This is a genomic window from Lysinibacillus sp. FSL K6-0075, assembly GCF_038592945.1.
Classification (GTDB): Bacteria; Bacillota; Bacilli; order Bacillales_A; family Planococcaceae; genus Lysinibacillus; species Lysinibacillus fusiformis_F.
In genome coordinates, this window is sequence record NZ_CP151947.1 from 4,620,629 (window position 1) to 4,643,756 (window position 23,128).

Here is a 23,128-nt window from a genome sequence, read left to right on the forward strand (position 1 = left end):
TGTACTCCCAATGTTTATTTTTTTCCCTTTTTCATTCCCTTAGCTATTTGCTTCCACTTGCGTTGCTCCTCAAGTTTTGCCTGGGTATTTGCTTTGCGCTCCATGTAAGCCAATTCTCTTTGCAGCTTAAAATAACTTTGTAGACGATATTGATCTAAGTCCCCATCTACAATAGCTTGCTGGACAGCACAATAAGGCTCTTTTTGATGCGTACAATCACGATAACGACAAGCTGTTGCTAGTTCCTCAATATCTTGAAAGCTTGAAGCTAAACTATCACCTTGATCCCACAATTGAAACTCACGCATCCCTGGCGTATCGATTAAACAGCCACCAGCAGGCAATACTACTAGCTCTCGATGGGTCGTTGTATGACGTCCCTTAGCATCATCCTCACGAATACCTGCTACTTTCATCAGTACCTCACCACATAAGGCATTTGTTAATGTGGATTTTCCTGCTCCTGAAGACCCCAATAATGCTCCAGTGACTCCCTCTGTGAATAACGACTGAATTTCCTTTAGACCTTCGCCGGATAGAGCACTCGTTACAAAAATATCTACACCAAAGGCTACAGACTCCACTTCTTGCACTAAGCTCGAAACATCCTCGCACAAATCTGCTTTTGTCAGGACAATAATAGGCTTTGCACCTGAATCCCAAGCGGCCACTAAATATCTCTCCAAACGTCGAATATTAAAATCAGCGTTCAAGCTCATAACAAGTAACACGATATCGACATTTGATGCGACAATCTGTTCTTGAATTTCCGTTCCTGCAACTTTACGTGAAAATACAGATTTTCGTTGCAATAGCTGATGAATAATTGCGCGTTCCTCACCGGGCATTTTCTCTACTAGCACCCAATCACCAACTGCTGGATAGTCCTCTCGAGCTAAAGACGTATACGCATAATGACCAGCAATTGTCGCCAGCCATTCTCCCTCCTCAGCTAACACGCGATAAGAATGCTTATGCTCTAAAGTAACCCTTGCAGGCACACAATTTTTTAATTTAGCCTGTTCTTTCATTTCTATCATTTGCTCTTGAAAATATGTTGTAAAACCTAATGTTGTTAATTTCAATTTATTTTCCTCCTAAACGTGCATATCAATGATGCCTCAGCGAAAAATTCTATGTCATCCGCAAGAGGCCATATCGCAATTTAGCATTTTTTAAACTACGATAAAAAAACCTTGTAGCTGCAATTCGGCAGTTACAAGGTTTCACAGGCACGTTTAAAAGATACACAAATACCCCGAGTTATAGCACGGCGTCATTTTGTATATTTTAGGCGTGTGAAATTGAACAAACCGAATTGCAGTTCGCTAATTACAGATCTATTCATCATGTCACATCACCTACTTTCCATTTAGTTGTTATCAATATAGCTAAATTTTCATAAATTGTCAATTATAATATTATAAGCATTTATTCCAATCATCCACGCATACAATGAAAAAACCACTAAATGCGAGGAGATGTTGAGTTGCCTAAAATCATTTCAATTAGCACATATCAACCACCTTTCACATTACAGCAAGAAAACGCAGAGAAACTAACGAAAGAGCTTTTCTATGCAAAAATTCCAAAACTAGAGCGCTACTTAAAGGTTTTTGAAAATGGTGGCATCGACACACGTCATTTTTGTGTGCCACCCGAATGGCATCGTACGAATCACTCCTTTGAAGAACGTAATAATTTATATATTGAGTTAGCTACACAATATAGTGTAAGTGTCATCCAATCTTGTTTGGAAAATAACTCCTTTTTATTCACACCTATTTCTTCTGAAGAAATTGATGCCATCATTTTTGTTAGTAGTACAGGAATTTCAACACCTAGCATTGATGCACGTGTTATGAACAAGCTTTCTTTTTCAGATCGACTGAAACGTATTCCTTTATGGGGACTTGGTTGTGCAGGAGGAGCTGCTGGTGTAAGTAGAGCCTATGATTTTTGTAAAGCCCATCCACAAGCAAAGGTACTTGTCGTTTGTGTCGAGTTATGTAGCCTCACTTTTCAGCCAAATGATTTTTCTAAAAGCAATTTAATCGGTGCTTCCCTTTTTGCAGATGGTGCGGCATGTATACTTGTTTGTGGAGATGAAGTCGCTATCGAAACAAAAAGACCAATCCCTGATATTCTAGCTACAGGTTCTAAATGGATGCCAGATTCAGAAAATGTGATGGGTTGGGATGTAAAAAATAACGGGCTTCATGTTATTTTTCAAAAAAGTATTCCTTCCATTATTACCAATTGGCTCGGACCTTTCATTGAACAATTTTTAATGGATCAAGGACTGTATAGCGAACAACTTACTCATTTCATTGCGCATCCTGGAGGAAAAAAGGTATTAAAAGCTTATGAAGATACACTTTATTTATCTCCCCAAAAAACCGACATTTCTCGGGAAATATTGCGGCAACGTGGCAATATGTCGTCACCAACAGTGTTATATGTATTAGAGCAATTTATGTTACATGAAGGACAAGTGGAGGATACAGGCTTGCTCGTAGCTCTTGGCCCTGGTTTTTGTGCAGAAGCTGTATTATTAAACTGGAGGGAGTAACATGATCTTCTATCTTATTTTTACCCTTGTCGTTCTACAAAGATTGACAGAGGTTGTCATTGCTAAGCGCAATGAAAAATGGATGCTTTCACAAGGAGCCTATGAAGTAGGTGCTTCACACTATCCTTATATGGTTGCCATGCATATTAGCTTTTTTCTGTTTTTAATGGTGGAAATCACTACAAATAACAACGGAATCTCGCCCTTATTTCCATTATTTTTTATATTATTTATAGCCGTGCAGGCATTACGGATCTGGTGTATTCGTTCTTTAGGAACTTTTTGGAATACAAAAATTCTCATTTTACCTGATGCACAAGTTGTTCGTAAAGGGCCATATGAATATATGCGCCACCCTAATTATGCGGTAGTTTGTTTGGAAATCCTTTTACTACCTCTCATGTTTCAGGCTTACTTTACGGCATTTTGTTTTACATTATTAAATATTACAATGCTTTCTGTACGAATACCTATAGAAGAAAAAGCATTACGAGATGCTACTAATTATAATCGTGTATTTCAAAAGAAGATTTCGGAGTCTTAACCGAAATCTTCTTTTCCTCTTTAATGCCATTCCCAGTTAAATGGGTCTTGTAGTCGCTCCCAAGGGGCATGAAACTCTTCCTCTGTTAACAAACAGCTGTCCAACTGTTTGGTGATGCTTTCTCGATCTAGATCAATGCCAATAATAACAAGTTGTGTCATTCGATCTCCGTACTCTTCATCCCAATCTTCCAATACTTCAGAGCTTTGCTGGAATACATCCTGCTGCTGTGCTTGTGGTAGAGCTGCTACCCAATAAGACACAGGTTCAATTTTTGCAGATGCCCCCGCTTGTGATAATAATAGCGCAACATCCTGATGTCTTGCACTCCAAACAATCCCCTTCGCTCGCACTATTGAATCTGGCATATTATCACACCACTCTACAAAGCGCATCGGATGGAACGGTCTTTTACGTTTATAGGTAAAGGAAGAGATCCCGTACTCCTCTGTCTCTGGGGTATGATTTTCATGACCAAGCTCCAACTCCTTTAACCAACCAGCTGATTCGGAGACACGTTCAAAGTCAAAGCGTCCTGTATTTAAAATTTCAAGTGGGTCGATAACACCATTTGTTGTACGTATTAGCTTCGCCTCAGGCTGTAATGCACGTAAAATACGCTCTAATCGCTCAAGCTCCTCTGCTGATACTAAATCACACTTATTTAAAATAAGGACATCACAAAATTCAATTTGATCAATGAGCAGGTCCGCAACATCGCGCTCATCTAATTCACCAACCGCTTCCTTCCGTTCCAATAAGCTTTCTCCTGACTGAAAATCATGCCAAAAGCGGTGTGCATCTACGACAGTGACCATCGTATCTAATTGACAAAACTTTGTTAAATCAATGCCGAGCTCCTCATCTAAATAACTAAATGTTTGTGCAACTGGAATCGGCTCGCTAATCCCCGTCGATTCAATCAAAATATAATCAATATTACCTAGCTTCGCAAGGCGTTCCACCTCCTGCAATAAATCCTCTCGTAATGTACAGCAAATACAACCATTGGAAAGCTCCACAAATTTCTCTTCTGTACGCGATATACCACTACCATTTGCGATAAGCTCAGCATCAATATTAATTTCACTCATATCATTCACAATAACAGCGACACGTAAATCCTTTTTGTTTTGCAATACATGATTCATCATTGTTGTCTTACCAGAACCCAAATATCCACTCAATACCGTAACAGGAATTCTCTTTGTCATTACTACAACTCCTCAAATCGTAATCATTACTATTTACAATTTGTAATTAAATCATATAACTTTTGAAAATGCAAAGCTTTTTATTACTTGTAAAAATAAACTTGACAATATCCTGTGAGAAATATAATGTTTAAATCGTAATAATTACTATTTAAAAGGAGGTCCTTTTATGCGTGTACAAGTAACACTAGCCTGCACTGAAACAGGTGATAAAAACTATATTACGACTAAAAATAAACGCAATAATCCTGAAAGATTGGAGCTGAAAAAATACTCCCCTCGCCTGAAACGTGTAACCCTGCATAGAGAGACAAAGTAATGCTGGAATAGGGGTCAAGATAAGATCTTCTGGAGCGGGTCTGACCTGTTTTAGAGCGCTGTCTTCTTCTTTAGGAGCGGGGTTGGTCTGCTTTGGAGCGGATTCCTCTTCTTTTGGAGCGGGCCTGACCTGTTTTAGAGCGGGTTCCTCTTCTTTTGGAGCGGGTTCGGCCTGTTTTAGAGCGGTGTCCTCTTCTTTGTGAGCGGGTTCGACCTGTTTTGGAGCGGGTTCCTCTTCTTTTGGAGCGGGTTCGGTCTGCTTTGGAACCGGTTCCTCTTCTTTTGGAGCGGGCCTGACCTGTTTTGGAGCGCTGTCTTCTACTTTGGGAGCGGGTTCGACCTGTTTTGGAGCGGGTTCCTCTTCTTTTGGAGCGGGTTCGGTCTGCTTTGGAGCGCCTTCCTTTTCTTTTGGAGCGGGTTCGGTCTGCCTTAGAGCACCTTCCTCTATTTCTTGAGCGGTTGTGGCCCTTTTACGAGCGGTTGGACCCTTCTTAGAAGCTTCCCATTCGAATCAATAAAAAAATGACTGTTTCAAAGGATACTTTTGAAACAGTCATTATCAAATTTTCACAGTTAAAGCTGTTTTCTATTGATTTCTAACGCTAGTTCATTCAATTTCTGATCTAATTCATCGAGCATGCGTAATCTAAAATCTATTTGCTCATCAATATGAACTCCTTGTTTCATTGTTGTGCCGCTACCATCAGATTGATTTTTCAATACATCTAATTCATTTGACAACCTCTCTATTTCCAAATTTTTCGTCTCTAACTCACTTAATAAATGTTGATGAAGGCTGTCCGATTCTACTTTCTCACAATGATATTTTTCTAGTGTCTCTATAATATTCTCCATATGTTTATCTGCTGTAGCTGTATAGTTACTTAATTTTTTATCTATGTCTTCAATAATCGACCAATGATTTGTATCGATTGAAGCATCATTCGACGCTTGAATTTTGTCCTTTAACGACTTATTTTCAGCTCGCAATTCTGCCAATTCCTTTAATAATGCCTCAATGGATGCAATTTGTTTTTTTCTTTGCGCTTCTCTCCTCTGAATTTCTTCATCGTAAGCTTGCAAGTCCTTGTCAAAGTCTCTCTTCAACTTTAATAGCTCCATAGAAAGATCTTTTTTAAGCCTTGTTAATTGTACATTCTCTCGTTCAAGTCGGAGTACTAAAGCGTAATAATCACTATCTCTCAGTTTTTTTACTTCGTTTTTATACTTAGCTAATTCAGCCCGTAAAAAAATAATCATTTGTTGGAGCTGTATTGGATCATTGTTTTTCACAATATCATTGTCCATCATCACACCTCCTAACCTGAATATCTTTTTAGTAAATCGACCACCTCTTCAAACTGCTCTTTGGTTTCCTCTAGTAATTCATCTAGCTGCTTCATCCACTTTCCTTCTAATTGTGGATTTTTTATTTGTTCAACTTGGCTCTTTTCACCTGAAACAAGGTAGGCAATTAAAAGCTGTAATGTACTTTTTTCAAGAAAGGCAAAGCTATTATCTTGTTCATTACGACGACTTAGCTGTTCCTTCACTAATTGCTGAATTACACTACCAAACTCTTGTTTTTCATTATCACCCATTGTCTTCCTCCTGTGTTTGGCCCATTCCATTTAGATTAATTGGATTTAAAACAACAACACCATCTGTGAGCTGATCGCAATATGTAAAACCCATAATCGTGCCTGAATATGATAAATTATGGGACCATTTTATTTGAAAATTGGTAAATGAAATGGTTTCATTCGGTTCGATTATTGATTTTCCAACTGGTCTTAGCCAATACTCCTCTTTGCTTGATTTGTCATTAAAACGCTCCCACTGACTCTGCCCCTGTGTCTTAAAGTTGGGGGTGAAATTTTCATGAACATATCTCCCAGAGAAGTAAAACGGTGAATCCTTAGGTATTGTTATACATAGAGATGGGTTCGTGACAGCTGTACTCCCAATATTATGAATATGATAGGAGCCTAAACATAAACTCTCTTGCTCAGGATCATAGGAAATATTAAACGAGGTTGTAAAATAACTAATGAGATTGACCCTATTCGGAATCGACAACTCCTCAACTAGTCTTTTAATTTCATGAACATAGGCATTTGTTTGTTCCTTTAGTGCCTGTATCTTGTCTTCAATGTGATCTGTCACTTCATACCTCCTTGTTATTTTCCATCAAAAAAAGAGAGGATTACCCTCTCTTCATGATATGACTTTCCTCTATTTATTAGCACCATTAACCTAAAGTAGGGAAAATAACAGGGCATTGCTGTGGACGAACCGCAGTTGGGCATGAGAATGGTAAATCTGCTCTTGGTTCGCAGAAAGTTGCTAAAAATTCAACTGTAACTGGGAATGTAGATTGAATACTTTGACAAACAGCAACAGTAATTGTTAACGCAGAAAACGTAATTGCGCCTGCTGCAGCCGTAAGTGTTCCTGTTGTACATACGAAGCAATCTAAATCTGTGTATAAGATTTCAACATCTGTACCTTTAGGAGCACATAATGTCACTTGCTCACAGCGAGAAACTGGAATTTCCGTACTTGTGTAAACAGTACCAGTAGGTAAAGTAACGACAATCGTTAGAATGAAGTTCTTTTGAATGTTTAGATGTTGCAGACAAACAGTTGATCCATCGATGGAGAATTGGCGATTCTCACGGTTCAGAATCACAATTGGATTTGTAGCTGCTGGAATTACTCTACATGTAACAATAGCACCTGTTAAATCTGTTCCTGCCGTTACGCCTGGGAATGTAATTGCTCCTGTAGGTGAAATATCAAATGACATTTCCTTTACAATCCAGTCATATACCTTATCGACATTTATACAAATTAGTTCCTGCGCCTGGGATGGCATATGTTCTTGCATCCTTTTGACACCTCCATAAATTTTTTATCTTTCGTTTGTAGCATATGTTTTTCAGCATTAAGTGCATGGGCTAACAAATAGTTCCATATGATATTTGTTAAAATCAGCAAAGAATCAATTTTTACATATGCTTTCTTCTCTAGAGGATGACTAAAATGTTGAAAGGACCGGTATATTTGTAACAGAAAGTCAATATTTTTAATAAACTAATAATGGACTGAAAGGGGTGAACTACAATGGAAGAGTCAAAATTGTATACCACTCAAGAAATTGAAAAGTTAAAACAAAAAATCGAGAGTTATAGAGGATCGTTAACTTCATTAAAAATGGGGACGTCAATTGAAGATTTCCTTTATATGAAGCAAGAGTTCGATGGGCTGAAAACACAGATGGCCCATTTAGATTCGATCACAGAGACATTAGATACTAAACAAAACTCTTATAAAAAAGGCTATGATGATCAAATAAAGCTTCTCTCCATACAGATTAAATCTCTGAATCAAACCATTGAAGGAATGAACCAAGAAATTTTAGCGATTTTAAACCGATTTTTAACTGTCGAAGGAAATGATAAAACAACCATTCCTCCCTCCATTGAAATGCCTTCTCAAACTTCAGCTACTCATTTACCTAGACAACCTAGAATGACACAGACAGCAGACCAAACTACGATTACTTCAGCACAACCATCTTATAGACTACTGCAAAGCTTGGCAGGTAAAGCCACAAATCACCAACTAAATGTAAATAATAGCGCTCCAACTCCTCACAATGATCTACAGGCAGCTAAACCTGAAGAACGGCACTTTAATCAGCAATATTTTCAATCCATTAACACGCACCCGAGCCAAATATACAATGGTTTATACCGAAACACGACAGTTGAATCTACCTTCCATTTTAAAAATGCCACGGATGCGAAGGAAGTTCCAGTAAGTGTTTATGATCCCTCTGCTGTACAGCCTACTTCAAGTGAAGAAAACATCGAGATTGATACCTTACCATCTTCTATTGTTGAAATGGATAACATGGAAACCGAAAAATCAGACGATCCTATCGAGGTTATGCCTACTGAAAATGGACATAACAATCTTGAGATTTCCAACGTACCTAAAGAATCGTTTGAACAAGTTATATCGGAGCTACCTAGCAAGTCTGTTAATCAAGACATTGCAGCAATAGCTAGTGAGCCGCTCAATCAAAACATTTTAGAAGCTGTAGAAGAGCATGCTGACACATTTCATTCCCCTTCATTAGAAACAGAAGAATACGTTGAAGTGTATAATGGTGGAGCAGCCTATGAGGTCTATCCATCCATTGAAGAAGAGATTATACAACTTGAACCAGTAAACAAGCCGATTGAGGAAGAATATAAAAAGGGAAAAAACTCATTTTTCGATTTCTTTAAAAGATGGAGTTAAATTTATAATTCTAAAAAGACATCCACGTTTTATTTTCATACACCGTGGATGTCTTTATGCATCAAATAAAAGCTGGCTTCATGAAATCATTGAATTTATATGTGAAGTAGATAATTGCCCTTACCCCCTAATCAAAAATGAATAGAATAATGAGGAAAGGGGGTGTAAAAATGTGTTTAAATAATTCTATGTGTGGTTGCTCAGGTAACGGTCATGGCAATGGTCAATGTAACGCACTTGGTCCTTTTGTAGCTATTGATGCTGCATGCATTACTCCGCCAGTTAACACAGGTACGATTATCCCATTTTCTTCAGGTCTTACTACTGTTGCATTAGCTACAGTGGGAGCTGGAGTAATTAGTGTACCTAGCATTATTGGATTCGGTACTGCCGTTCCAGGATTAGCTATTGTAAATAATACTATAACTTTAGCAGGTATTATAAATGAAGCATTTGTTGTGCCACGTACTGGTAACATAACAGCTATTTCTGCATCGTTTTCTTCTTTTGTAGGCGCTGCGATTGTTGGCACAACAACATTAAGAGCTCAGATCTATCTTGCACCTGCAGGAAGTAACTCATATACTGCAACAAATGCATTTGTAGACTTATCTCCTCCACTTAGTGGACCTTTAACTGCTGGAGAAATTACATTCGGTTCAGCTAATGTCGCTCCAGTTTCAGTTGTAGCGGGTGACAAGTTGATCATGGTATTTTCAATTATTTCAACAACAGGGGTTACTGTAGCACAAACTATTACAGGATCAGCAAGTGCAGGTATTACAATTTCCTAAAATTAACTATTTTTAAATATAATACTAACTAATAATATAATCAACAGTATCTTTACTGTCACATTAAAGTTGACCTCTTGCAATAATAAATAATCAAGAGGTCAACTTAGTTATAAATTAACCAAAGCATTCTGAATATGTGCCAAATGATGCTTGCCATGCCATGCATATAGACCAATTGCATGTTCAAGTGTCGTCAACCCAGAATCAGGATGATTAAAGGCTCTTTGTAATTGTTCATCTGATAAGCTTGTCAGCAAATAAACCCAACGTTCATGTAAATGTTCAATTAAATGAAAGGAAGTGGCTACTGGCATTTCAGAATCTGGTAGTTGTGCCCATTCTGCCTCATTGTATGGCTTAATGGTTGGCACATCCTCTGTTAACGCTAGTTTAAAACGGATATAGCTATTCATATGGCTATCGGCAATATGATGGACTAGCTGTGTCACGGTCCAGCCATTTTCGCGATAAGATTTTGCTAAGTCCTGCTCGCTTGCACCACTTAACGCCTCAGCAAGTTGTTTTGGTAATAAACGGATTTCATCAATCCACTCTAGTACTTGCTGTGAATTCACTTCTTTTGGGAATTGAAATTGTCCAATGGGATATCGTAAACCTGTCATATTACTCTCCTCCGTTTTATTTTTTATATTACCAATTTAATATTTTCCTTGCTACTGTCATTAATTTTTCGGGGCCTATTTTCTCTTCATTTAGGAATTTAGAGCCTAGTATATGAATCATATACTTTTGACCCTCTTCTTCTTTCACAAAATAAAGTTCTTGAATTTTCTGATTGAAAAGAAATTCAATATCCTTTTCTACCAGTTTAGTATAGTCCTGTTTCGTTTCTGACATAATAGCAAGTCCATTATTAGTCGAGGGTACAATAGCAATTTGTACATGCTCTAATCCATTATTGTATGTTAAATTCAAGGATGCTATATCTGTTGTCAAATTCTCCTCCCTTATAATGTAAGGTGCTTTTTTCTTTTTTGCGTCTACATACATGGCTTCATTTCTACTGATTGCCTCTTCCAAATTCATGTCTGGTTGTTTGTATATAATTACTCCCCCAGAAAAACTATTTAAGCCCAGTAAATCCTCACTTAAATGAAATCTTTCTCTTATTTCCGCTGGAAGTTCATTAATATTTTTCAATGGTTGATCATTCTGATAGGCATATACTGAAGTCATGCCGTACTTTTCATAGGCCTCTACAGCTAAAAAATAAAAGAATTTTCCTTCTGGTAAGGCGGTCTTTAAATCCTTGATTGTCTTCTCATATGGAGCAATTATTTCCCTCATGTCTTTATACATCTCTGCTTCATCTTCTATCATCGAATCAACTGTTAATAGCTGCTTCCCCTCATTGTCAAATAGTCGCCAACCTGTTAACTCGTTTGCTGTTGCCAAAGTGGCGGTTATAAAAATAGTAAAAAACGCGATGATAACGGACTTTCTAATAACAGTAGGTTGTTGCCGCTTTCGGCTTAGAGCCTTACTAATTGAAATAGAATCACATGAGGATTTAGGGACTACTTCTTTTTTCAAACGATTTTCAAAATCCTGAAATGATTTTATGTTATTTTTCATTTTGATTGTTCCTTTCAATGATTTTTTGAACCTTCGCTTTAACCCTTTCAAATCGTTTACGTGCAGTTGCAGGCGTAATATTTAATATTAAGACAACTTCTGCAAAGTCCCTATCTTCAATTATTCTTAAGGCAAGCAGCGCCCGTTCTTTCGCCTTTAATTTAGACATAATTTCATCTAACTCAAGGTCTATGTCAGGGTTATAAAAATAATCTAAATCCTGCACATTTACTCTTCCTTCAAAAGAAATAAACTTTATTAATGATTGCCTCTTCGCTTTATTTAAACAATAGTGATAGGCAATTTTATGCAACCATGCACTGTAATTTTCTATGTTCAACAGCTTTTTGTATTGAAATGCTTTGATAAATACTTCCTGAACGGCATCTTCAGCATCATGTGCATTCCTTAAAATTTGAAAGCAATACACATAGACCTTATGATAATATTCCTTTAGTAAGTAGCTAATTAATTCATCTCTCGTGTTTTCGAGAGCATGTTCGAAAACTTTCGTATGCACTTTATACAACCTCCTTTGCCCCTTACATATAAAGACAATCAACAAACTAAAAATGTGACAATAAATGTATAAAACCCTTGTTTTGTAAGCACCTAACCTTACAAAACAAGGGTTTATTATTATTCCTGGATATCGTATATCAACGTATCAAAGTATTTTTCATTTGTATACAGTAAAATAGCCCATTCACCTAACTGAGGAATTTTCACATGAGAAGGTGTATGAGCATCTGCCCCATTAACAGGTCCACCGAGTCCTATGCTCCAACCAGCCACTAAAATGGGTTGTACAACTTTAGAATCTTTATGATATCCAATAATCGTTAACTCTGTATCCCGTACCTCATCTATACCCCATAGATGCCACATCCATTTTTGGGTGCTTAAACTTGGCATATTCGCACCAATGACACCCGACTTATTGGCATTGCCAATAATACCTCTATCACCAAATTCCACTGCCTTACGATTCCAATCAACTGATGCAAAATCATTTTCTTGTACAAAATCAGGTAGATCCTCTGGCATTGTAACCTTTGCTTTATCTGTACAACCCACTAAGAATAATAGCAGTATACATAAAAATACAACTCGTTTCATAACATCCCCCTTTCTTATGAAACGTTTGCTTTAACCAGATTGTTACAGATAATTCTGTAAATTATGAAGCGATCATTTTATCGTACTCTTTACAATATCAACTAATGACTTTACTGGATGGAGAATTGTAATCGCCGTGTGATCTTCAAATCGTTGTGCTGCACCCACCATCGATAGCTGGGCAACCGATATGGATTTTTGTTCAGCTGACAAAGTATGTAAAGTCCTTATAATAGCATCATCATAGGCTTCCTTTTTCCCCTGCATAATGAGATCAAATGTATGCTCAATAATTTTTGCCTCCACATCTACTGATATTCCTTGATGCTTAGCATATTGGTGAAGTCTTGCCATCGTTCCTTCAACAGTCGCAGGATTTGTAAAAAGAATAAATTGAGGCTGTTGCTTACTACATATACTTTCAAAATAGGGCTCATCAATCTTTATGATAGGGATCGAGGGATCGAACAAAGTTTCATCCTCTAATAAAGCAATATAATTTGTACACGTTATTAAAATGGCATCCACACCACAGCTAATTATCCATTCAATTTGCTCCTTAACCTTAAGTGCTAAACCATTACTACCTTTAGACACATGCTGTATAACGCCAGGGTCTACAAAATGCATTAGCTCAATATCTTCATTATTTCCAAAGGCCTGCTCTATGTACTCTATATTGGAATGATGAGCATGCAAGCAGCCGAGCTTTTTTCTCAATTAAACTCCTCCTAATTGGAAAGTCTTTTTTCCATGGTTACTATTGGTAGAGATTTACCATTACGATTCTTCACCATTTCCTCTTTCGTTACAACATAACCCAACGAGCGATATAACTCAATATTGCGAGGGACACTCATACGTACTTTGCACTGACTAATTTTTATACCATTCGATAATGCATATTGTTCAAGCTTAGAGATCAGTGCTTTTGCTAAACCTTGTCCTTGTCTTTCAGGGATAACCGAAAGTCTAAAAAAATAAATTCCCTGTGCGCTGAGGGTAAACCTTACCATGGCAACTGGCTGTTTTTCGATATAGCCAATAAACGCCTGTTCACTTTGCTGCATTGCCTGTTCAATTGAATCCACCGTTTCACTTAGTGCACTGGATGGTGGAATAGCTTTTTCATACTCTTGAAACGCCTGTAGCATCACCTGATGTATAATTGCCGCATCCTTGCTCTCTGCTAAAATAATTTTCATAGCATACTCCTTAATGTTTTTTTATTCATAATAATGCATATTAAAACAAAAAGAAACCGCATTATTTACTAATACGGTCTACTGCTTTATTTTTTCTCTTTCGTTTTTGCTTCCTTTTCAATATGCTTTCTTGCTATTTTCAAACGTTGGATATCCTTTTTCTTAAGAGGAATAATCTCATCCTTCATCATTTTAATATAAGAAATCATTAACAAAAGTAAAACCACGGTAAAGGGTAATGCAGCGATTAACGAGGCCGTTTGCAATGCTTCAAGTCCTCCTGTATACAATAAAACGCCTGAAATAGCCGCCATCAGAATACCCCATACTAGCTTTGATAATATTGTTGGATTTAAAGAACCTTTTGTCGTCATACTTGCCATAATAAAAGTGGCGGAATCAGCAGAGGTAATTAAAAATATAACGATCAAAAGTATTCCAATGGCCGAGGCAATCGTTGAAAGTGGTAAATGTTCTAACAACTGGAATAGGGCAACGGTAACATCATTATGAACAGATTGAGCGATTTGTGCATCTTGATGTAAATCAAACCACATCGCGGTTCCACCAAAGGTCGCAATCCAAAAGCAGGCAATGAGAGGTGGAATGATTAATACCCCTATGATAAATTCTCGAATGGTTCTGCCTTTGGATACACGGGCTATAAAGGAGCCTACAAATGGTGACCAAGCAATCGCCCATGCCCAGTAAAAAATTGTCCAATCCTTCACCCAAGTCCCACCGACATATGGCTGCATCCTTAAACTATATTGAATAAAATTTGAAATATAATCACCAATAGCTAATGTAAAGGTTTCAAGTATAAAGATTGTTGGACCCGTTATAAAAACGAATAAAAGTAAAACAATGGCTAAGGTCATATTGACATTACTCAGGATCTTCATTCCCTTTTGAAGTCCTGTTGTTGCCGATATCATATAGCCAATAAACATGATAAAAATAATGGCTACCTGCAAGATAAATGTATCCGGCAAACCAAAGACAAAGGTCAAACCTCCATTTGTTTGTAATACACCTAGCCCTATCGATGTGGCAACCCCCATAACGGTAGCTATTACTGCGAGAATATCGATCGTTCCTTTAACGACTGGATTTGTTCCAGTGACAGGCTCTAAGGCAGTTGAGATGAGCATATTTCTTTTTTTGTTAAATTGTACATAGGCCATTACAAGCCCCAATATGGCATAAACAGACCATTGGCTTAATCCCCAATGAAAGAATGAATAACCCATCGCCAGTCGGGCTGCATCTGTTGATAGCGGTTTTGTGTCACTGAAGGGTGGTGAAAAATAATGACTCATTGGCTCAGCTACTCCCCAGAAGACCAAACCGACACCAAGTCCAGCTGAAAAGAGCATGGAAATCCAAGTTAGAAAACTAAACTCAGGGCGACCATCTTCTGATCCAAGGCGAATGGTACCATATTTGCTAATTGCCAAGCCAAATAAAAAAATAACGATAATAAAGACTGACATTAAATAAAACCAGCCAAAATAATCCGTTGTCATATGAAATACGCTGTTTGCTACGTTCTTAAATTTTTCCGGTATCGTTGCTCCGATAATAACTAAGAGAGAAATTGCTCCACTAGAAATAAGAAATACTGGGTTTTTTAAAATTTTATTTTGCATACAGCGCCTCCATTTATCCCAGACAGATGACCAAATTTCCTTTATTATGCGTACGATTCAACTATTTTATTAATAAATAAAAAAGAAACCACATTATCAAAAGACAATGCGGTTTACCTATTATTGTGATATATGCATAAAACGTATTGCCCTACTCATAACAGTTGGTACGATCGAAGCATGATTTTCGTTTAAAGCCTCATAAAAATCAACATTCATTATTTTTTCTAACACTGTCGCCATTTGTCGCGCATCATCCACCATAAAGGTTTCAAGTTCACCTGCGCTCATAAACAATGTTTCGTTCATATCTTGATGCTCGTTCAGAAATACTGACGCACATTGCACTAGTTCATGTTCATTCCACCAAATGGAAGGACTAATAGCTAGGTATCGTTGGAAGCTGGATTGATGATGAAATAGTTGCCAAAGTGCAAAATAACCTCCTAAGGAGTGTCCAAATAAAGCTTGTTGGGCTTTATTTACTGGATATTGTGCCTCAATCGTTGGCTTTAGCTCTTCTTCTATAAAGCCACTAAAATCTACTGCTCCTCCAAGCTTTTCATGACCTTTTCCTTTAAATCGTGCTGGATAAATATATGTCTCTGACGGCGCTGTAAAATCATAAAATCTTCTTTCACGCATATCATCGCCATGACCAATTCCAACAACGATAGCCGGAAGGACACCTGTTTTTGGTGCATTACGACTTTGTAGACGTACCGCTTCCTTTACAAGATGAAAATAAGATGAACCATCTAGTACATACAAAACAGGGAAGCCATCTTGTGGTGCTTCCTCCTCTGGCACATAGATGTTAATTGTGTACGTATAATTCGTCAATTTTGAAGTCATTTGTTGTGTAACGTAATCTACTTTAGCTGTATTCATTTAATATCCTCCTTCAAAATGTCGTAGCCATAGCATACAGGTGTATTTGTTACAGGATCTTCCATAATACGCGCATCAATATTAAATACTTTACGCATCACCTCTGCACTTAATATTTCCTGTGGAGTGCCGGTTTGCATAATAATACCCTTACGCATTGCAATAAGATGATCTGAATATCTGGCAGCATGGTTAATATCATGTAAAACCATCACAATTGTACAGTTGTGCTGCTCATTTAAACTTTTCACAATATCCAATACTTCTAGCTGATGTGCCATATCTAAATAAGTAGTAGGTTCATCCAACAGCAAAATATTTGTTTCCTGCGCTAAGGCCATAGCTAGCCAAACACGCTGACGCTGACCTCCAGAAAGCTGTGCAAGCTCCCTATTTCGGTATTCCATTGTATTGGTAACCGTTAACGCCCATTCAATCATTTCCTCATCCTTATTCGTTAAACGATTGACATTGTTTCGATGTGGGTAGCGACCATACGCAATTAACTCCTCCACTTTCAATTGACCAGGAGCAACAGGTGTTTGAGATAATATTGCTAGCTTCTTGGCAATATCTTTCGTCGATAAATTTTGCATATTTTGCTCCTGCAAATAAACCGTACCTTGTTGTTTTTTTAAAATACGTCCTATTGTTTTAAGGAGGGTAGATTTACCGCAACCATTCGGGCCAATGATTGTAGTCACTTTGCCCTCTTCTATCGTTAAATTTAACCCTTCAAAGACACGTACCTGCTCATAACCAGAAGCCAAGTTTTCCATTCTAAATGCAGTTTGCACACCATTTCCTCCTATGCCTTAGATTTCACCAGTAAATACAAGAAATATGGAATCCCAATAATTGAAACGACAATTCCTACAGCCAGTTCCGATGGTGCAAAAACGGTTTTACCAATAAAATCAGCTAAAATTAACAGACCGGCACCAATTAACGCACTCACTGGCATAACATAACGGTGCTGAATACCAACAAGTTGCTTGGCAATGTGTGGGGCCATTAAACCTATGAAGCCAATACTCCCTGATACAGACACACAAGCACTGACAAGACCTACACTGGCTAATAACAGCTTCATTTTCTCCTTTTCAACCGCTATTCCTAAACTCGTGATGCTATCCTCTTCAAGCTGAAAATAATCGAGTAAATACGATTTTCTATGCACGTATATTCCTAAGATCAAGAGCCAAGGAAGCATCGTAAGTGCAAAAATCCAATTCGCATTATAAATAGAACCTGCCATCCAAATGGCTGCTGATTCAAAATCTTGTGCACTCATTTTTAAGGATAGAAACAAAGACAAAGCTCCAAATCCACTATTGATAGCAATACCTGTTAAGATTAATCGCTGCATATCCAGATGACCATTTTTTAAAGCAAATGAAAAAATCAAGACAGCTGCAATCGTTCCACCAATAAAACCGAATAATGGCATCATTAAAATTGACAGCCAGCTGCTCATATCGGCACTCACTAATTTTAATTGAAAGAAGAACATGAATATGACGACTGCTGCACCAGCCCCTGCATTAATCCCTAAAATACCTGGATCTGCTAATCCATTACGTGTAATACCTTGTAATACAACTCCCGCCATACCTAAGCCAATGCCGACAAGTCCAGCAATGACAATCCGAGGTAAACGAAATTCAAAAATAACAAGATCAAATTTTGGATTTGACTCAATACGCAATAATGTTTTGATGACATCCATTACAGACATATCAAAAACACCATTTGTAATATGTAAATAGCTCGCAACTAAAATCAATAACACAAGCATCGACATGGTTAAAAAGAATACACTTGAGGTTTTTTTACGCACGTTTTTCACCTCCGTGTTTACGAACTAAATATAAGAAGAATGGTACACCGACCAATGCGGTTAAGACACCAATTGGCGTTTCAAATGGATAATTGACGACGCGACTCAGGACATCACAAAGCGCTAAGAAGAAGGCACCGATGACAGCTGCACAAGGAATAATATAGCGATAATCAACACCAACAAGGAAGCGTGTAATATGTGGTATGACTAACCCTACAAAGGCAATTTTCCCTACAAGTGCAACCGCTGTCCCTGTCAAACATACAACAGCTAGCATGCTAATAATTCGCACCGCTTTTGTTTTTTGTCCAAGTCCCATGGCAATATCTTCACCTAGCGAAGTAATGGTAATCGCTTTTGCAGATAGTAAAGCCAAGATCAATCCAGTTAGACCAAATGGAATCGAAAGGATAAGCATATCCATATCCACCATATGTACCTTTGTGTTATACCAAGCACTTACTGTTTGCGATACTTGGAAATACATCGCAATCGCAGTAGCAATACTACTTAAAAATGTACCAATGACGGTTCCAATTATGGCTAGCCTTACTGGTGATAAGCCATTGCGGATTAACGAGCCAAAACCAAAGACAATTCCTGCCCCTAATGCCGAGCCTAGCATCGATAATAAAATCATTTGATAATTAGGAAGCCCTGGGAAAAACACAATGGCTAATGTGATGACAAATGCAGAGCCATCATTGACACCCATTAATGAAGGGGAGGCTAAATAATTTCGTGTAATCCCCTGCATGACTGCACCAGCTACTGCTAAAAATGCTCCAACTAGCAATACTGCGGCAACTCTTGGAATACGGCCTGTCCGTATAATTTGATGATCAACATTGGACGGATCAAATGCTGTCATCGACTGCCACACTGTAAGGGCACTAATATCTTTTGTTCCATACATAACAGAAATAAGTGCCACAAGGGCAATAAGGAAAGGAGATACCGCTAATATTGAAAATGACACTATGTTTGTTTTTTTCAACTTTCACACCTTTTTCTTTATCCATTTCGTGGCACACAATATCAAACACTTAAGTGTATACCCTTTTAAAAACAACTGCTTGCAATGAAAAATACGGTATCTTACAAAAGGCCGGTAATAGCCCGGTGATACCACCAAATCTACTACCAGCCTGTTTATACTATTTAAGTAATTTTTCAGCTGCGGCATCTAAGAATTTCACCTTAGACCAAGCAGTACCACCTTGTGCTAATGGCTCAATTGTGTTGACGAAAACTTGATTATTTTGTGCTGCCTTTAAGCTAGTGAAAATTGGATTCTTTTGTAGTTCCTCTAACGCTTTTGGAGAATCCGTATTTTCTGATTCCTCAAATTGTAGGAAAATCGCATCTGGATTTACTTGTGCTAATGTTTCAAGTGATAATTCAGCTTGCGCTTTCGCTGTTGTTAAAACTTCTGGAACTGGTGCTCCTAAATCTTCATACAGTACAGGGTTTAAATAAACACCTGCTGGATAGATGTACATCACACCACCGCGAACACGAATGATTAATACTTGCTTATCTGCTAATTGCTCCTTGGTTTTCACCTGTGCATCAGCAACTTTTGCTTCATAGTCAGAGATGATTTTCTTTGCATCCTCTTCTTTACCAGCTAATTGTGCAAGCAATGTTAAATTTTCTTTCCAGTTTGTTGAAATATGTGAGTATGGGATCATTGTTTGAATTTTGTTCAGTTTTTCGGCCGTTTCTTCAGGGAATTTCGAAGTACCCACGATTACATCAGGATCCAGATTAAGAATGGCTTCTGCATTTGGCTCCATTTTATTTCCTACAAGTGTAGCTCCTTCAAAATCTGTTGCTAGATAGGCAGGAACTTTGCCACCTACTTCAAGAACACCTACTGGCTTAATACCAAGCATTGCAGCATCTTCCATTGATTCAAGACTTGCAGCGACAATGTTCTTTACTTCTGCTGGTAGCTCATATTGCTCACCTAAGTACGTAATTGTCTGTGTTGTTTTAGCTTGCTCTGTCTGTGATTCTGTTGCGCTTGTCTCTGCTGTATTAGCTGTTGACGTAGACTCCTCTGCTTTATCTGTTCCACATGCAGCCAGTGATAATGCTAATAGTGCTGGAGCACACATTTTAAAATATTTATTCATAGATATTCTCCCCTAACGAGCTCATATTGATAATGATAATCGTTTTCATATATATGTCAATATATAATTGATACTCATTATCATTTACGGATACTATCCTAACAAAGTGAAAAAAGATTGTGAATGGACGATTTCGAAAATGACATGGATTTTTGCCGATTTTACTAATAAAAAAACTGCTTCTTTTTTGTAAGAAACAGTTTTTACATATAGTTGGATTCCTCTATTTTCATCTTTCGATAGGCTGAAGGAGACAAACCTGTACATTTTTTAAATACTCTACTAAAATAAAAACAATCTACATATCCGACACATTCTGCTACTTCAGCTACTGGAATTACATCATATTCTAGCAAGTCTTTTGCGCGTCGTATACGATATTCCGTAATATAAGTGCTTGGATTCATGCCCGTATGCTGCTCAAATAAATAAGCAAAACGACGACGCTCAATGCCAAATTCCATCGAGATATTTGATACGGAGATTTGCTCTGCATAATGTTCATGTATATATTGTAATGCCTGCTCCATTAATTCGCTGGCACTATCCAAAACCTTCATTTTTGCCGCTACAAGAATATCTTCCAGCAAATTCATAAATAATGTCTTAGACTTAAATATAGCCATATTACCGGGATAGGAATGGCTTTCTATTAATTGCTGAACATGGCTAATAATTTGTGTGTTAAAACCTGTATTGATGAGAAAATGTTGCTCAGCTAGTGGAAAAAGAGCTATTTCCTCTGTAGGTAGTCGATAATGCACAACTGCATACTCCCACCCTTTGTGACCAGTCGCTCTCACTTCTATCGGCATTTGGGGTCCTGCATGGACGATCATTCCTAGCTCCATCATATAGGGCGTTCCATTAAAGCTAAAGATTGCACTACCTGCAAGTGGCACCACTAAACCACATTTTTCTGGCGCTGTTGTTCTACCAACATCCACTTCACCAGGCTTCATTTTTTTAATAAAAACATCTGTAAATTTTACAGAAGCATGTGCAAAGTAATCAATTAAATATTTGATATCCATATGCTAACTCCTATACATGTATAACATTCTGAATCTGTGAAAAATGATGTAAATCATGATTGATTAATCCTACAAAATAATCGACTATGGTCATCTCTGACTGCCCAATTTTAAACGACTGTTGCCATTGCTCATCTGTCCATCGCTGAATGGTCTGTAATAATTGACGTCTTGTGAAAATAAATTCATTCAATGTTTCCTCCATTGCTTGTTCACGACTTTTCTTAGCAGCCATCGTATTCAAATGTGCTACATCTGGCCCTTTCGGCAGACGCTCATCTGTAAGAAGAAAAGGAATTCGGTGATTTAGCACAAACTTATCCCATGGAGGAAGATGTCCAATTACCTCTGCAACTGACCATTTCCCAGGTTCGATGGGCATACGCCATTGCTCCTCAGATAATCCTCGCAAATGATTTATCCAATCCACTGATTTTTCATAGTGTTTGATGACATAGGTTTTATCTCGTTGCAATTGGTCCCCCTCTTTCATTTTTTACTGAAGATTAATTTCTAATTTTGACCAACTTAAATGCCATTGTTTTTGCTGAATTCTTTGGCGATAAATCGCATAGTTATCCTTATTTTCGAGGTAAAATGGTGTTGGCTCTACAATGCCTGCTCCTAAAAGATAAATCCCATACGGTGCTGCAATCTCTAGCAACCCATCTGATAATTTTACTCCAATGGCCGTTGGGATTTCTGGGAAATGAGAGATTCCATCAACAGCAGATTGGTATGGTTTACTACCATTTAGGACATGCATTCGTGCTTGATTTTTCACAGACCAAGGCTCGTTTGGAGATACCTTTCTCAGTTCCTGCTCATACTGTTTTTCTATTTCTTCTGCTAAATTTGCTTTATCAAAATATATCACATCAATATCAGCAATTGGTGTTCTATCTTCTTTTTCATGAAGGTAATCCCATACCTTTGAGCGAATGACTCCTGCGCATACCCACCAATCCGGGAGTTGCAAGGTTTCTACTGTGGATAAAATGCTCATCATCCAGTTATCAGATGCTATTAAATTCTTCAGCTCTTCCTCCGTTTGAAGCAATCTCATTCATTCAGCCTCCAATTAAACTTTACACCAAAAATTTAATCTTTCCGCCACTATTTCAGGGACATCTCGAAAGATATCGTGTCCTGCTCCTTCAATAGATTCAACATCTAAATGTTCTATTTTTACTTGTAATTTCTGAATACAATTTTTTCTTTTCGTTCCTAGCTCTGCCGGTACCGTTGCATGCAATAATAGTGTAGGACATTTTATCATACCCACTACTTGGTCAACTGGCTCCACATTCATACCTTTTATCATTGCTTGTGCCGTGAAGGGAGATAGAGTTAGTCTAATCTCGCCATTTTGTTCCTTTACTTGTGCTTTTGAAGCTACTTCTAACTCTTCTGACCATCGAGCAAGCTCTTCTTTCTCAGATTTAAAGAATTCTTCCCATGATGGGAAGCGGACATTTTCGCAAAAGCTTGCTACGTCCTTTAATTCCTTTTCTAAAGTGATACCTAAATCTTTCCCTGACATATATCCCCCATCTAGCAATACCATGCCTTTAAGTTGCTGCGGGTATTTAGATCCGAAATGGATAGCCAGATCTGCTCCAAAAGAATGCCCTATCAAATAAAAGGGCTTACTCTTTAAATTTGTACCTATTATTTCTTCTATTAGTTTAATTAAATTGGAAGGGAGATAACCCTCCTCTTCTTCTAACGCGGTTCTATAACCATGTCCAGGTAGGTCAAAGGAAATAACATGGTACTCCGATAAATACGTTGCTAGCTCCCCAAATGCTAAACCTGAGCTTCCAAGTCCATGTAAAAAAACTAAAGATGGATTATGAGGATTTCCCCATTGATATATTTGGTGATTCAT

27 protein-coding genes are annotated in these 23,128 nt (G+C 37.8%); 5 read left to right on the forward strand and 22 right to left on the reverse strand.

Features of this window, described 5'->3' with window-relative positions:
• Window positions 1-14: 14 nt before the first annotated feature.
• Window positions 15-1,085 carry a ribosome small subunit-dependent GTPase A gene (gene rsgA / locus MHB65_RS23185; RefSeq protein ID WP_342441873.1) on the reverse strand — a complete coding sequence of 357 codons (1,071 nt, stop codon included), beginning with the start codon at window positions 1,083-1,085 and terminating at the stop codon, window positions 15-17.
• A 404-nt stretch (window positions 1,086-1,489) separates the two neighbouring features.
• Here rsgA and MHB65_RS23190 point away from each other — a divergent pair, with 404 nt between their 5' ends.
• Window positions 1,490-2,572 (forward strand): 3-oxoacyl-[acyl-carrier-protein] synthase III C-terminal domain-containing protein, encoded by a 1,083-nt coding sequence (locus tag MHB65_RS23190; RefSeq protein ID WP_342441874.1) that lies wholly within the window; start codon window positions 1,490-1,492, stop codon window positions 2,570-2,572.
• A 1-nt stretch (window position 2,573) separates the two neighbouring features.
• Entirely contained in the window at window positions 2,574-3,116 is a 543-nt protein-coding gene (locus tag MHB65_RS23195; protein ID WP_205445995.1) for an isoprenylcysteine carboxyl methyltransferase family protein, read from the forward strand.
• 20 nt (window positions 3,117-3,136) lie between these two features.
• Here MHB65_RS23195 and MHB65_RS23200 read toward each other — a convergent pair whose 3' ends face one another.
• Window positions 3,137-4,330 (reverse strand): GTP-binding protein, encoded by a 1,194-nt coding sequence (locus tag MHB65_RS23200; protein ID WP_342441875.1) that lies wholly within the window; start codon window positions 4,328-4,330, stop codon window positions 3,137-3,139.
• A gap of 169 nt (window positions 4,331-4,499) precedes the next feature.
• On the opposite strand from MHB65_RS23200, the gene rpmG reads away from it, so the two are divergent.
• On the forward strand, window positions 4,500-4,649 hold the full coding sequence (rpmG, locus tag MHB65_RS23205; RefSeq protein ID WP_004231780.1) for a 50S ribosomal protein L33: 150 nt from the start codon (window positions 4,500-4,502) through the stop codon (window positions 4,647-4,649).
• 572 nt (window positions 4,650-5,221) lie between these two features.
• On the opposite strand, the gene MHB65_RS23210 is transcribed toward rpmG, so the two are convergent.
• The 4 genes from MHB65_RS23210 to MHB65_RS23225 all read right to left on the reverse strand — a co-directional run bounded on the left by MHB65_RS23210 (window position 5,222) and on the right by MHB65_RS23225 (window position 7,538).
• Window positions 5,222-5,956 (reverse strand): hypothetical protein, encoded by a 735-nt coding sequence (locus tag MHB65_RS23210; protein WP_342441876.1) that lies wholly within the window; start codon window positions 5,954-5,956, stop codon window positions 5,222-5,224.
• Window positions 5,957-5,967: 11 nt separating this feature from the next.
• Window positions 5,968-6,249, reverse strand: a complete 282-nt coding sequence (locus MHB65_RS23215; RefSeq protein ID WP_342441877.1) for a hypothetical protein — start codon at window positions 6,247-6,249, stop codon at window positions 5,968-5,970.
• Window positions 6,242-6,814: a hypothetical protein gene (locus MHB65_RS23220; RefSeq protein ID WP_342441878.1), complete on the reverse strand. Its 573-nt coding sequence runs from the start codon at window positions 6,812-6,814 to the stop codon at window positions 6,242-6,244. Before MHB65_RS23220 ends, MHB65_RS23215 begins: the two co-directional genes overlap by 8 nt.
• An 85-nt stretch (window positions 6,815-6,899) precedes the next feature.
• On the reverse strand, window positions 6,900-7,538 hold the full coding sequence (locus tag MHB65_RS23225) for a hypothetical protein (RefSeq protein WP_342441879.1): 639 nt from the start codon (window positions 7,536-7,538) through the stop codon (window positions 6,900-6,902).
• A 236-nt stretch (window positions 7,539-7,774) separates the two neighbouring features.
• Between MHB65_RS23225 and MHB65_RS23230 the strand changes: the two genes are divergently transcribed.
• Window positions 7,775-8,959, forward strand: a complete 1,185-nt coding sequence (locus tag MHB65_RS23230) for a hypothetical protein (RefSeq protein ID WP_342441880.1) — start codon at window positions 7,775-7,777, stop codon at window positions 8,957-8,959.
• 170 nt (window positions 8,960-9,129) lie between these two features.
• Entirely contained in the window at window positions 9,130-9,753 is a 624-nt protein-coding gene (locus MHB65_RS23235) for an exosporium glycoprotein BclB-related protein (protein ID WP_342441881.1), read from the forward strand.
• Window positions 9,754-9,863: 110 nt separating this feature from the next.
• On the opposite strand, the gene MHB65_RS23240 is transcribed toward MHB65_RS23235, so the two are convergent.
• The 16 genes from MHB65_RS23240 to MHB65_RS23315 form a co-directional block, all read right to left on the reverse strand.
• Window positions 9,864-10,379 (reverse strand): YfiT family bacillithiol transferase, encoded by a 516-nt coding sequence (locus MHB65_RS23240; RefSeq protein WP_342441882.1) that lies wholly within the window; start codon window positions 10,377-10,379, stop codon window positions 9,864-9,866.
• Window positions 10,380-10,407: 28 nt separating this feature from the next.
• Window positions 10,408-11,352 (reverse strand): hypothetical protein, encoded by a 945-nt coding sequence (locus tag MHB65_RS23245; protein ID WP_342441883.1) that lies wholly within the window; start codon window positions 11,350-11,352, stop codon window positions 10,408-10,410.
• Window positions 11,342-11,872 (reverse strand): sigma-70 family RNA polymerase sigma factor, encoded by a 531-nt coding sequence (locus tag MHB65_RS23250; RefSeq protein WP_342441884.1) that lies wholly within the window; start codon window positions 11,870-11,872, stop codon window positions 11,342-11,344. The genes MHB65_RS23245 and MHB65_RS23250 overlap by 11 nt, the downstream gene beginning before the upstream one ends.
• Before the next feature lie 119 nt (window positions 11,873-11,991).
• A complete protein-coding gene (locus MHB65_RS23255) occupies window positions 11,992-12,471 on the reverse strand; it encodes a hypothetical protein (RefSeq protein ID WP_342441885.1) in 480 nt (159 codons plus the stop codon).
• A 72-nt stretch (window positions 12,472-12,543) separates the two neighbouring features.
• Window positions 12,544-13,191, reverse strand: coding sequence for a hypothetical protein (locus tag MHB65_RS23260; RefSeq protein ID WP_342441886.1), 648 nt, complete (start codon window positions 13,189-13,191; stop codon window positions 12,544-12,546).
• Between the two features lie 11 nt (window positions 13,192-13,202).
• Window positions 13,203-13,676 carry a GNAT family N-acetyltransferase gene (locus tag MHB65_RS23265; RefSeq protein ID WP_342441887.1) on the reverse strand — a complete coding sequence of 158 codons (474 nt, stop codon included), beginning with the start codon at window positions 13,674-13,676 and terminating at the stop codon, window positions 13,203-13,205.
• Window positions 13,677-13,762: 86 nt separating this feature from the next.
• Complete coding sequence (locus MHB65_RS23270) at window positions 13,763-15,328, reverse strand: BCCT family transporter (RefSeq protein WP_342441888.1); 1,566 nt, start codon at window positions 15,326-15,328, stop codon at window positions 13,763-13,765.
• A gap of 120 nt (window positions 15,329-15,448) precedes the next feature.
• Window positions 15,449-16,219 carry an alpha/beta hydrolase-fold protein gene (locus MHB65_RS23275; RefSeq protein WP_342441889.1) on the reverse strand — a complete coding sequence of 257 codons (771 nt, stop codon included), beginning with the start codon at window positions 16,217-16,219 and terminating at the stop codon, window positions 15,449-15,451.
• Window positions 16,216-16,998 (reverse strand): ABC transporter ATP-binding protein, encoded by a 783-nt coding sequence (locus MHB65_RS23280; protein WP_342443783.1) that lies wholly within the window; start codon window positions 16,996-16,998, stop codon window positions 16,216-16,218. Before MHB65_RS23280 ends, MHB65_RS23275 begins: the two co-directional genes overlap by 4 nt.
• Window positions 16,999-17,027: 29 nt before the next feature.
• Complete coding sequence (locus MHB65_RS23285) at window positions 17,028-18,023, reverse strand: iron ABC transporter permease (RefSeq protein ID WP_342443784.1); 996 nt, start codon at window positions 18,021-18,023, stop codon at window positions 17,028-17,030.
• Between the two features lie 28 nt (window positions 18,024-18,051).
• Window positions 18,052-19,059 carry an iron ABC transporter permease gene (locus MHB65_RS23290; RefSeq protein WP_205446007.1) on the reverse strand — a complete coding sequence of 336 codons (1,008 nt, stop codon included), beginning with the start codon at window positions 19,057-19,059 and terminating at the stop codon, window positions 18,052-18,054.
• Between the two features lie 160 nt (window positions 19,060-19,219).
• Window positions 19,220-20,203 carry an ABC transporter substrate-binding protein gene (locus MHB65_RS23295; protein WP_205446008.1) on the reverse strand — a complete coding sequence of 328 codons (984 nt, stop codon included), beginning with the start codon at window positions 20,201-20,203 and terminating at the stop codon, window positions 19,220-19,222.
• Between the two features lie 203 nt (window positions 20,204-20,406).
• Entirely contained in the window at window positions 20,407-21,237 is an 831-nt protein-coding gene (locus tag MHB65_RS23300; RefSeq protein WP_205446009.1) for an AraC family transcriptional regulator, read from the reverse strand.
• A 10-nt stretch (window positions 21,238-21,247) separates the two neighbouring features.
• Window positions 21,248-21,712, reverse strand: a complete 465-nt coding sequence (locus MHB65_RS23305; protein WP_342441890.1) for a DinB family protein — start codon at window positions 21,710-21,712, stop codon at window positions 21,248-21,250.
• Window positions 21,713-21,733: 21 nt separating this feature from the next.
• A complete protein-coding gene (locus tag MHB65_RS23310; RefSeq protein WP_342441891.1) occupies window positions 21,734-22,303 on the reverse strand; it encodes a nucleotidyltransferase family protein in 570 nt (189 codons plus the stop codon).
• A 15-nt stretch (window positions 22,304-22,318) separates the two neighbouring features.
• Window positions 22,319-23,128: an alpha/beta hydrolase gene (locus MHB65_RS23315; protein WP_342441892.1), complete on the reverse strand. Its 810-nt coding sequence runs from the start codon at window positions 23,126-23,128 to the stop codon at window positions 22,319-22,321.

What these genes read in the sequence shown, in the direction of transcription:
- MHB65_RS23195 (WP_205445995.1), top strand. Translation starts at nt 2,574, where the DNA reads ATGATCTTCTATCTTATTTTTACCCTTGTCGTTCTACAAAGATTGACA.
- MHB65_RS23200 (WP_342441875.1), bottom strand. Translation starts at nt 4,330, where the DNA reads ATGACAAAGAGAATTCCTGTTACGGTATTGAGTGGATATTTGGGTTCT.
- rpmG (WP_004231780.1), top strand. Translation starts at nt 4,500, where the DNA reads ATGCGTGTACAAGTAACACTAGCCTGCACTGAAACAGGTGATAAAAAC.
- MHB65_RS23210 (WP_342441876.1), bottom strand. Translation starts at nt 5,956, where the DNA reads ATGGACAATGATATTGTGAAAAACAATGATCCAATACAGCTCCAACAA.
- MHB65_RS23215 (WP_342441877.1), bottom strand. Translation starts at nt 6,249, where the DNA reads ATGGGTGATAATGAAAAACAAGAGTTTGGTAGTGTAATTCAGCAATTA.
- MHB65_RS23225 (WP_342441879.1), bottom strand. Translation starts at nt 7,538, where the DNA reads ATGCAAGAACATATGCCATCCCAGGCGCAGGAACTAATTTGTATAAAT.
- MHB65_RS23230 (WP_342441880.1), top strand. Translation starts at nt 7,775, where the DNA reads ATGGAAGAGTCAAAATTGTATACCACTCAAGAAATTGAAAAGTTAAAA.
- MHB65_RS23235 (WP_342441881.1), top strand. Translation starts at nt 9,130, where the DNA reads ATGTGTTTAAATAATTCTATGTGTGGTTGCTCAGGTAACGGTCATGGC.
- MHB65_RS23240 (WP_342441882.1), bottom strand. Translation starts at nt 10,379, where the DNA reads ATGACAGGTTTACGATATCCCATTGGACAATTTCAATTCCCAAAAGAA.
- MHB65_RS23245 (WP_342441883.1), bottom strand. Translation starts at nt 11,352, where the DNA reads ATGAAAAATAACATAAAATCATTTCAGGATTTTGAAAATCGTTTGAAA.
- MHB65_RS23255 (WP_342441885.1), bottom strand. Translation starts at nt 12,471, where the DNA reads ATGAAACGAGTTGTATTTTTATGTATACTGCTATTATTCTTAGTGGGT.
- MHB65_RS23265 (WP_342441887.1), bottom strand. Translation starts at nt 13,676, where the DNA reads ATGAAAATTATTTTAGCAGAGAGCAAGGATGCGGCAATTATACATCAG.
- MHB65_RS23270 (WP_342441888.1), bottom strand. Translation starts at nt 15,328, where the DNA reads ATGCAAAATAAAATTTTAAAAAACCCAGTATTTCTTATTTCTAGTGGA.
- MHB65_RS23275 (WP_342441889.1), bottom strand. Translation starts at nt 16,219, where the DNA reads ATGAATACAGCTAAAGTAGATTACGTTACACAACAAATGACTTCAAAA.
- MHB65_RS23280 (WP_342443783.1), bottom strand. Translation starts at nt 16,998, where the DNA reads ATGGAAAACTTGGCTTCTGGTTATGAGCAGGTACGTGTCTTTGAAGGG.
- MHB65_RS23285 (WP_342443784.1), bottom strand. Translation starts at nt 18,023, where the DNA reads ATGTCGATGCTTGTGTTATTGATTTTAGTTGCGAGCTATTTACATATT.
- MHB65_RS23295 (WP_205446008.1), bottom strand. Translation starts at nt 20,203, where the DNA reads ATGAATAAATATTTTAAAATGTGTGCTCCAGCACTATTAGCATTATCA.
- MHB65_RS23300 (WP_205446009.1), bottom strand. Translation starts at nt 21,237, where the DNA reads ATGGATATCAAATATTTAATTGATTACTTTGCACATGCTTCTGTAAAA.
- MHB65_RS23310 (WP_342441891.1), bottom strand. Translation starts at nt 22,303, where the DNA reads ATGAGATTGCTTCAAACGGAGGAAGAGCTGAAGAATTTAATAGCATCT.
- MHB65_RS23315 (WP_342441892.1), bottom strand. Translation starts at nt 23,128, where the DNA reads ATGAATCACCAAATATATCAATGGGGAAATCCTCATAATCCATCTTTA.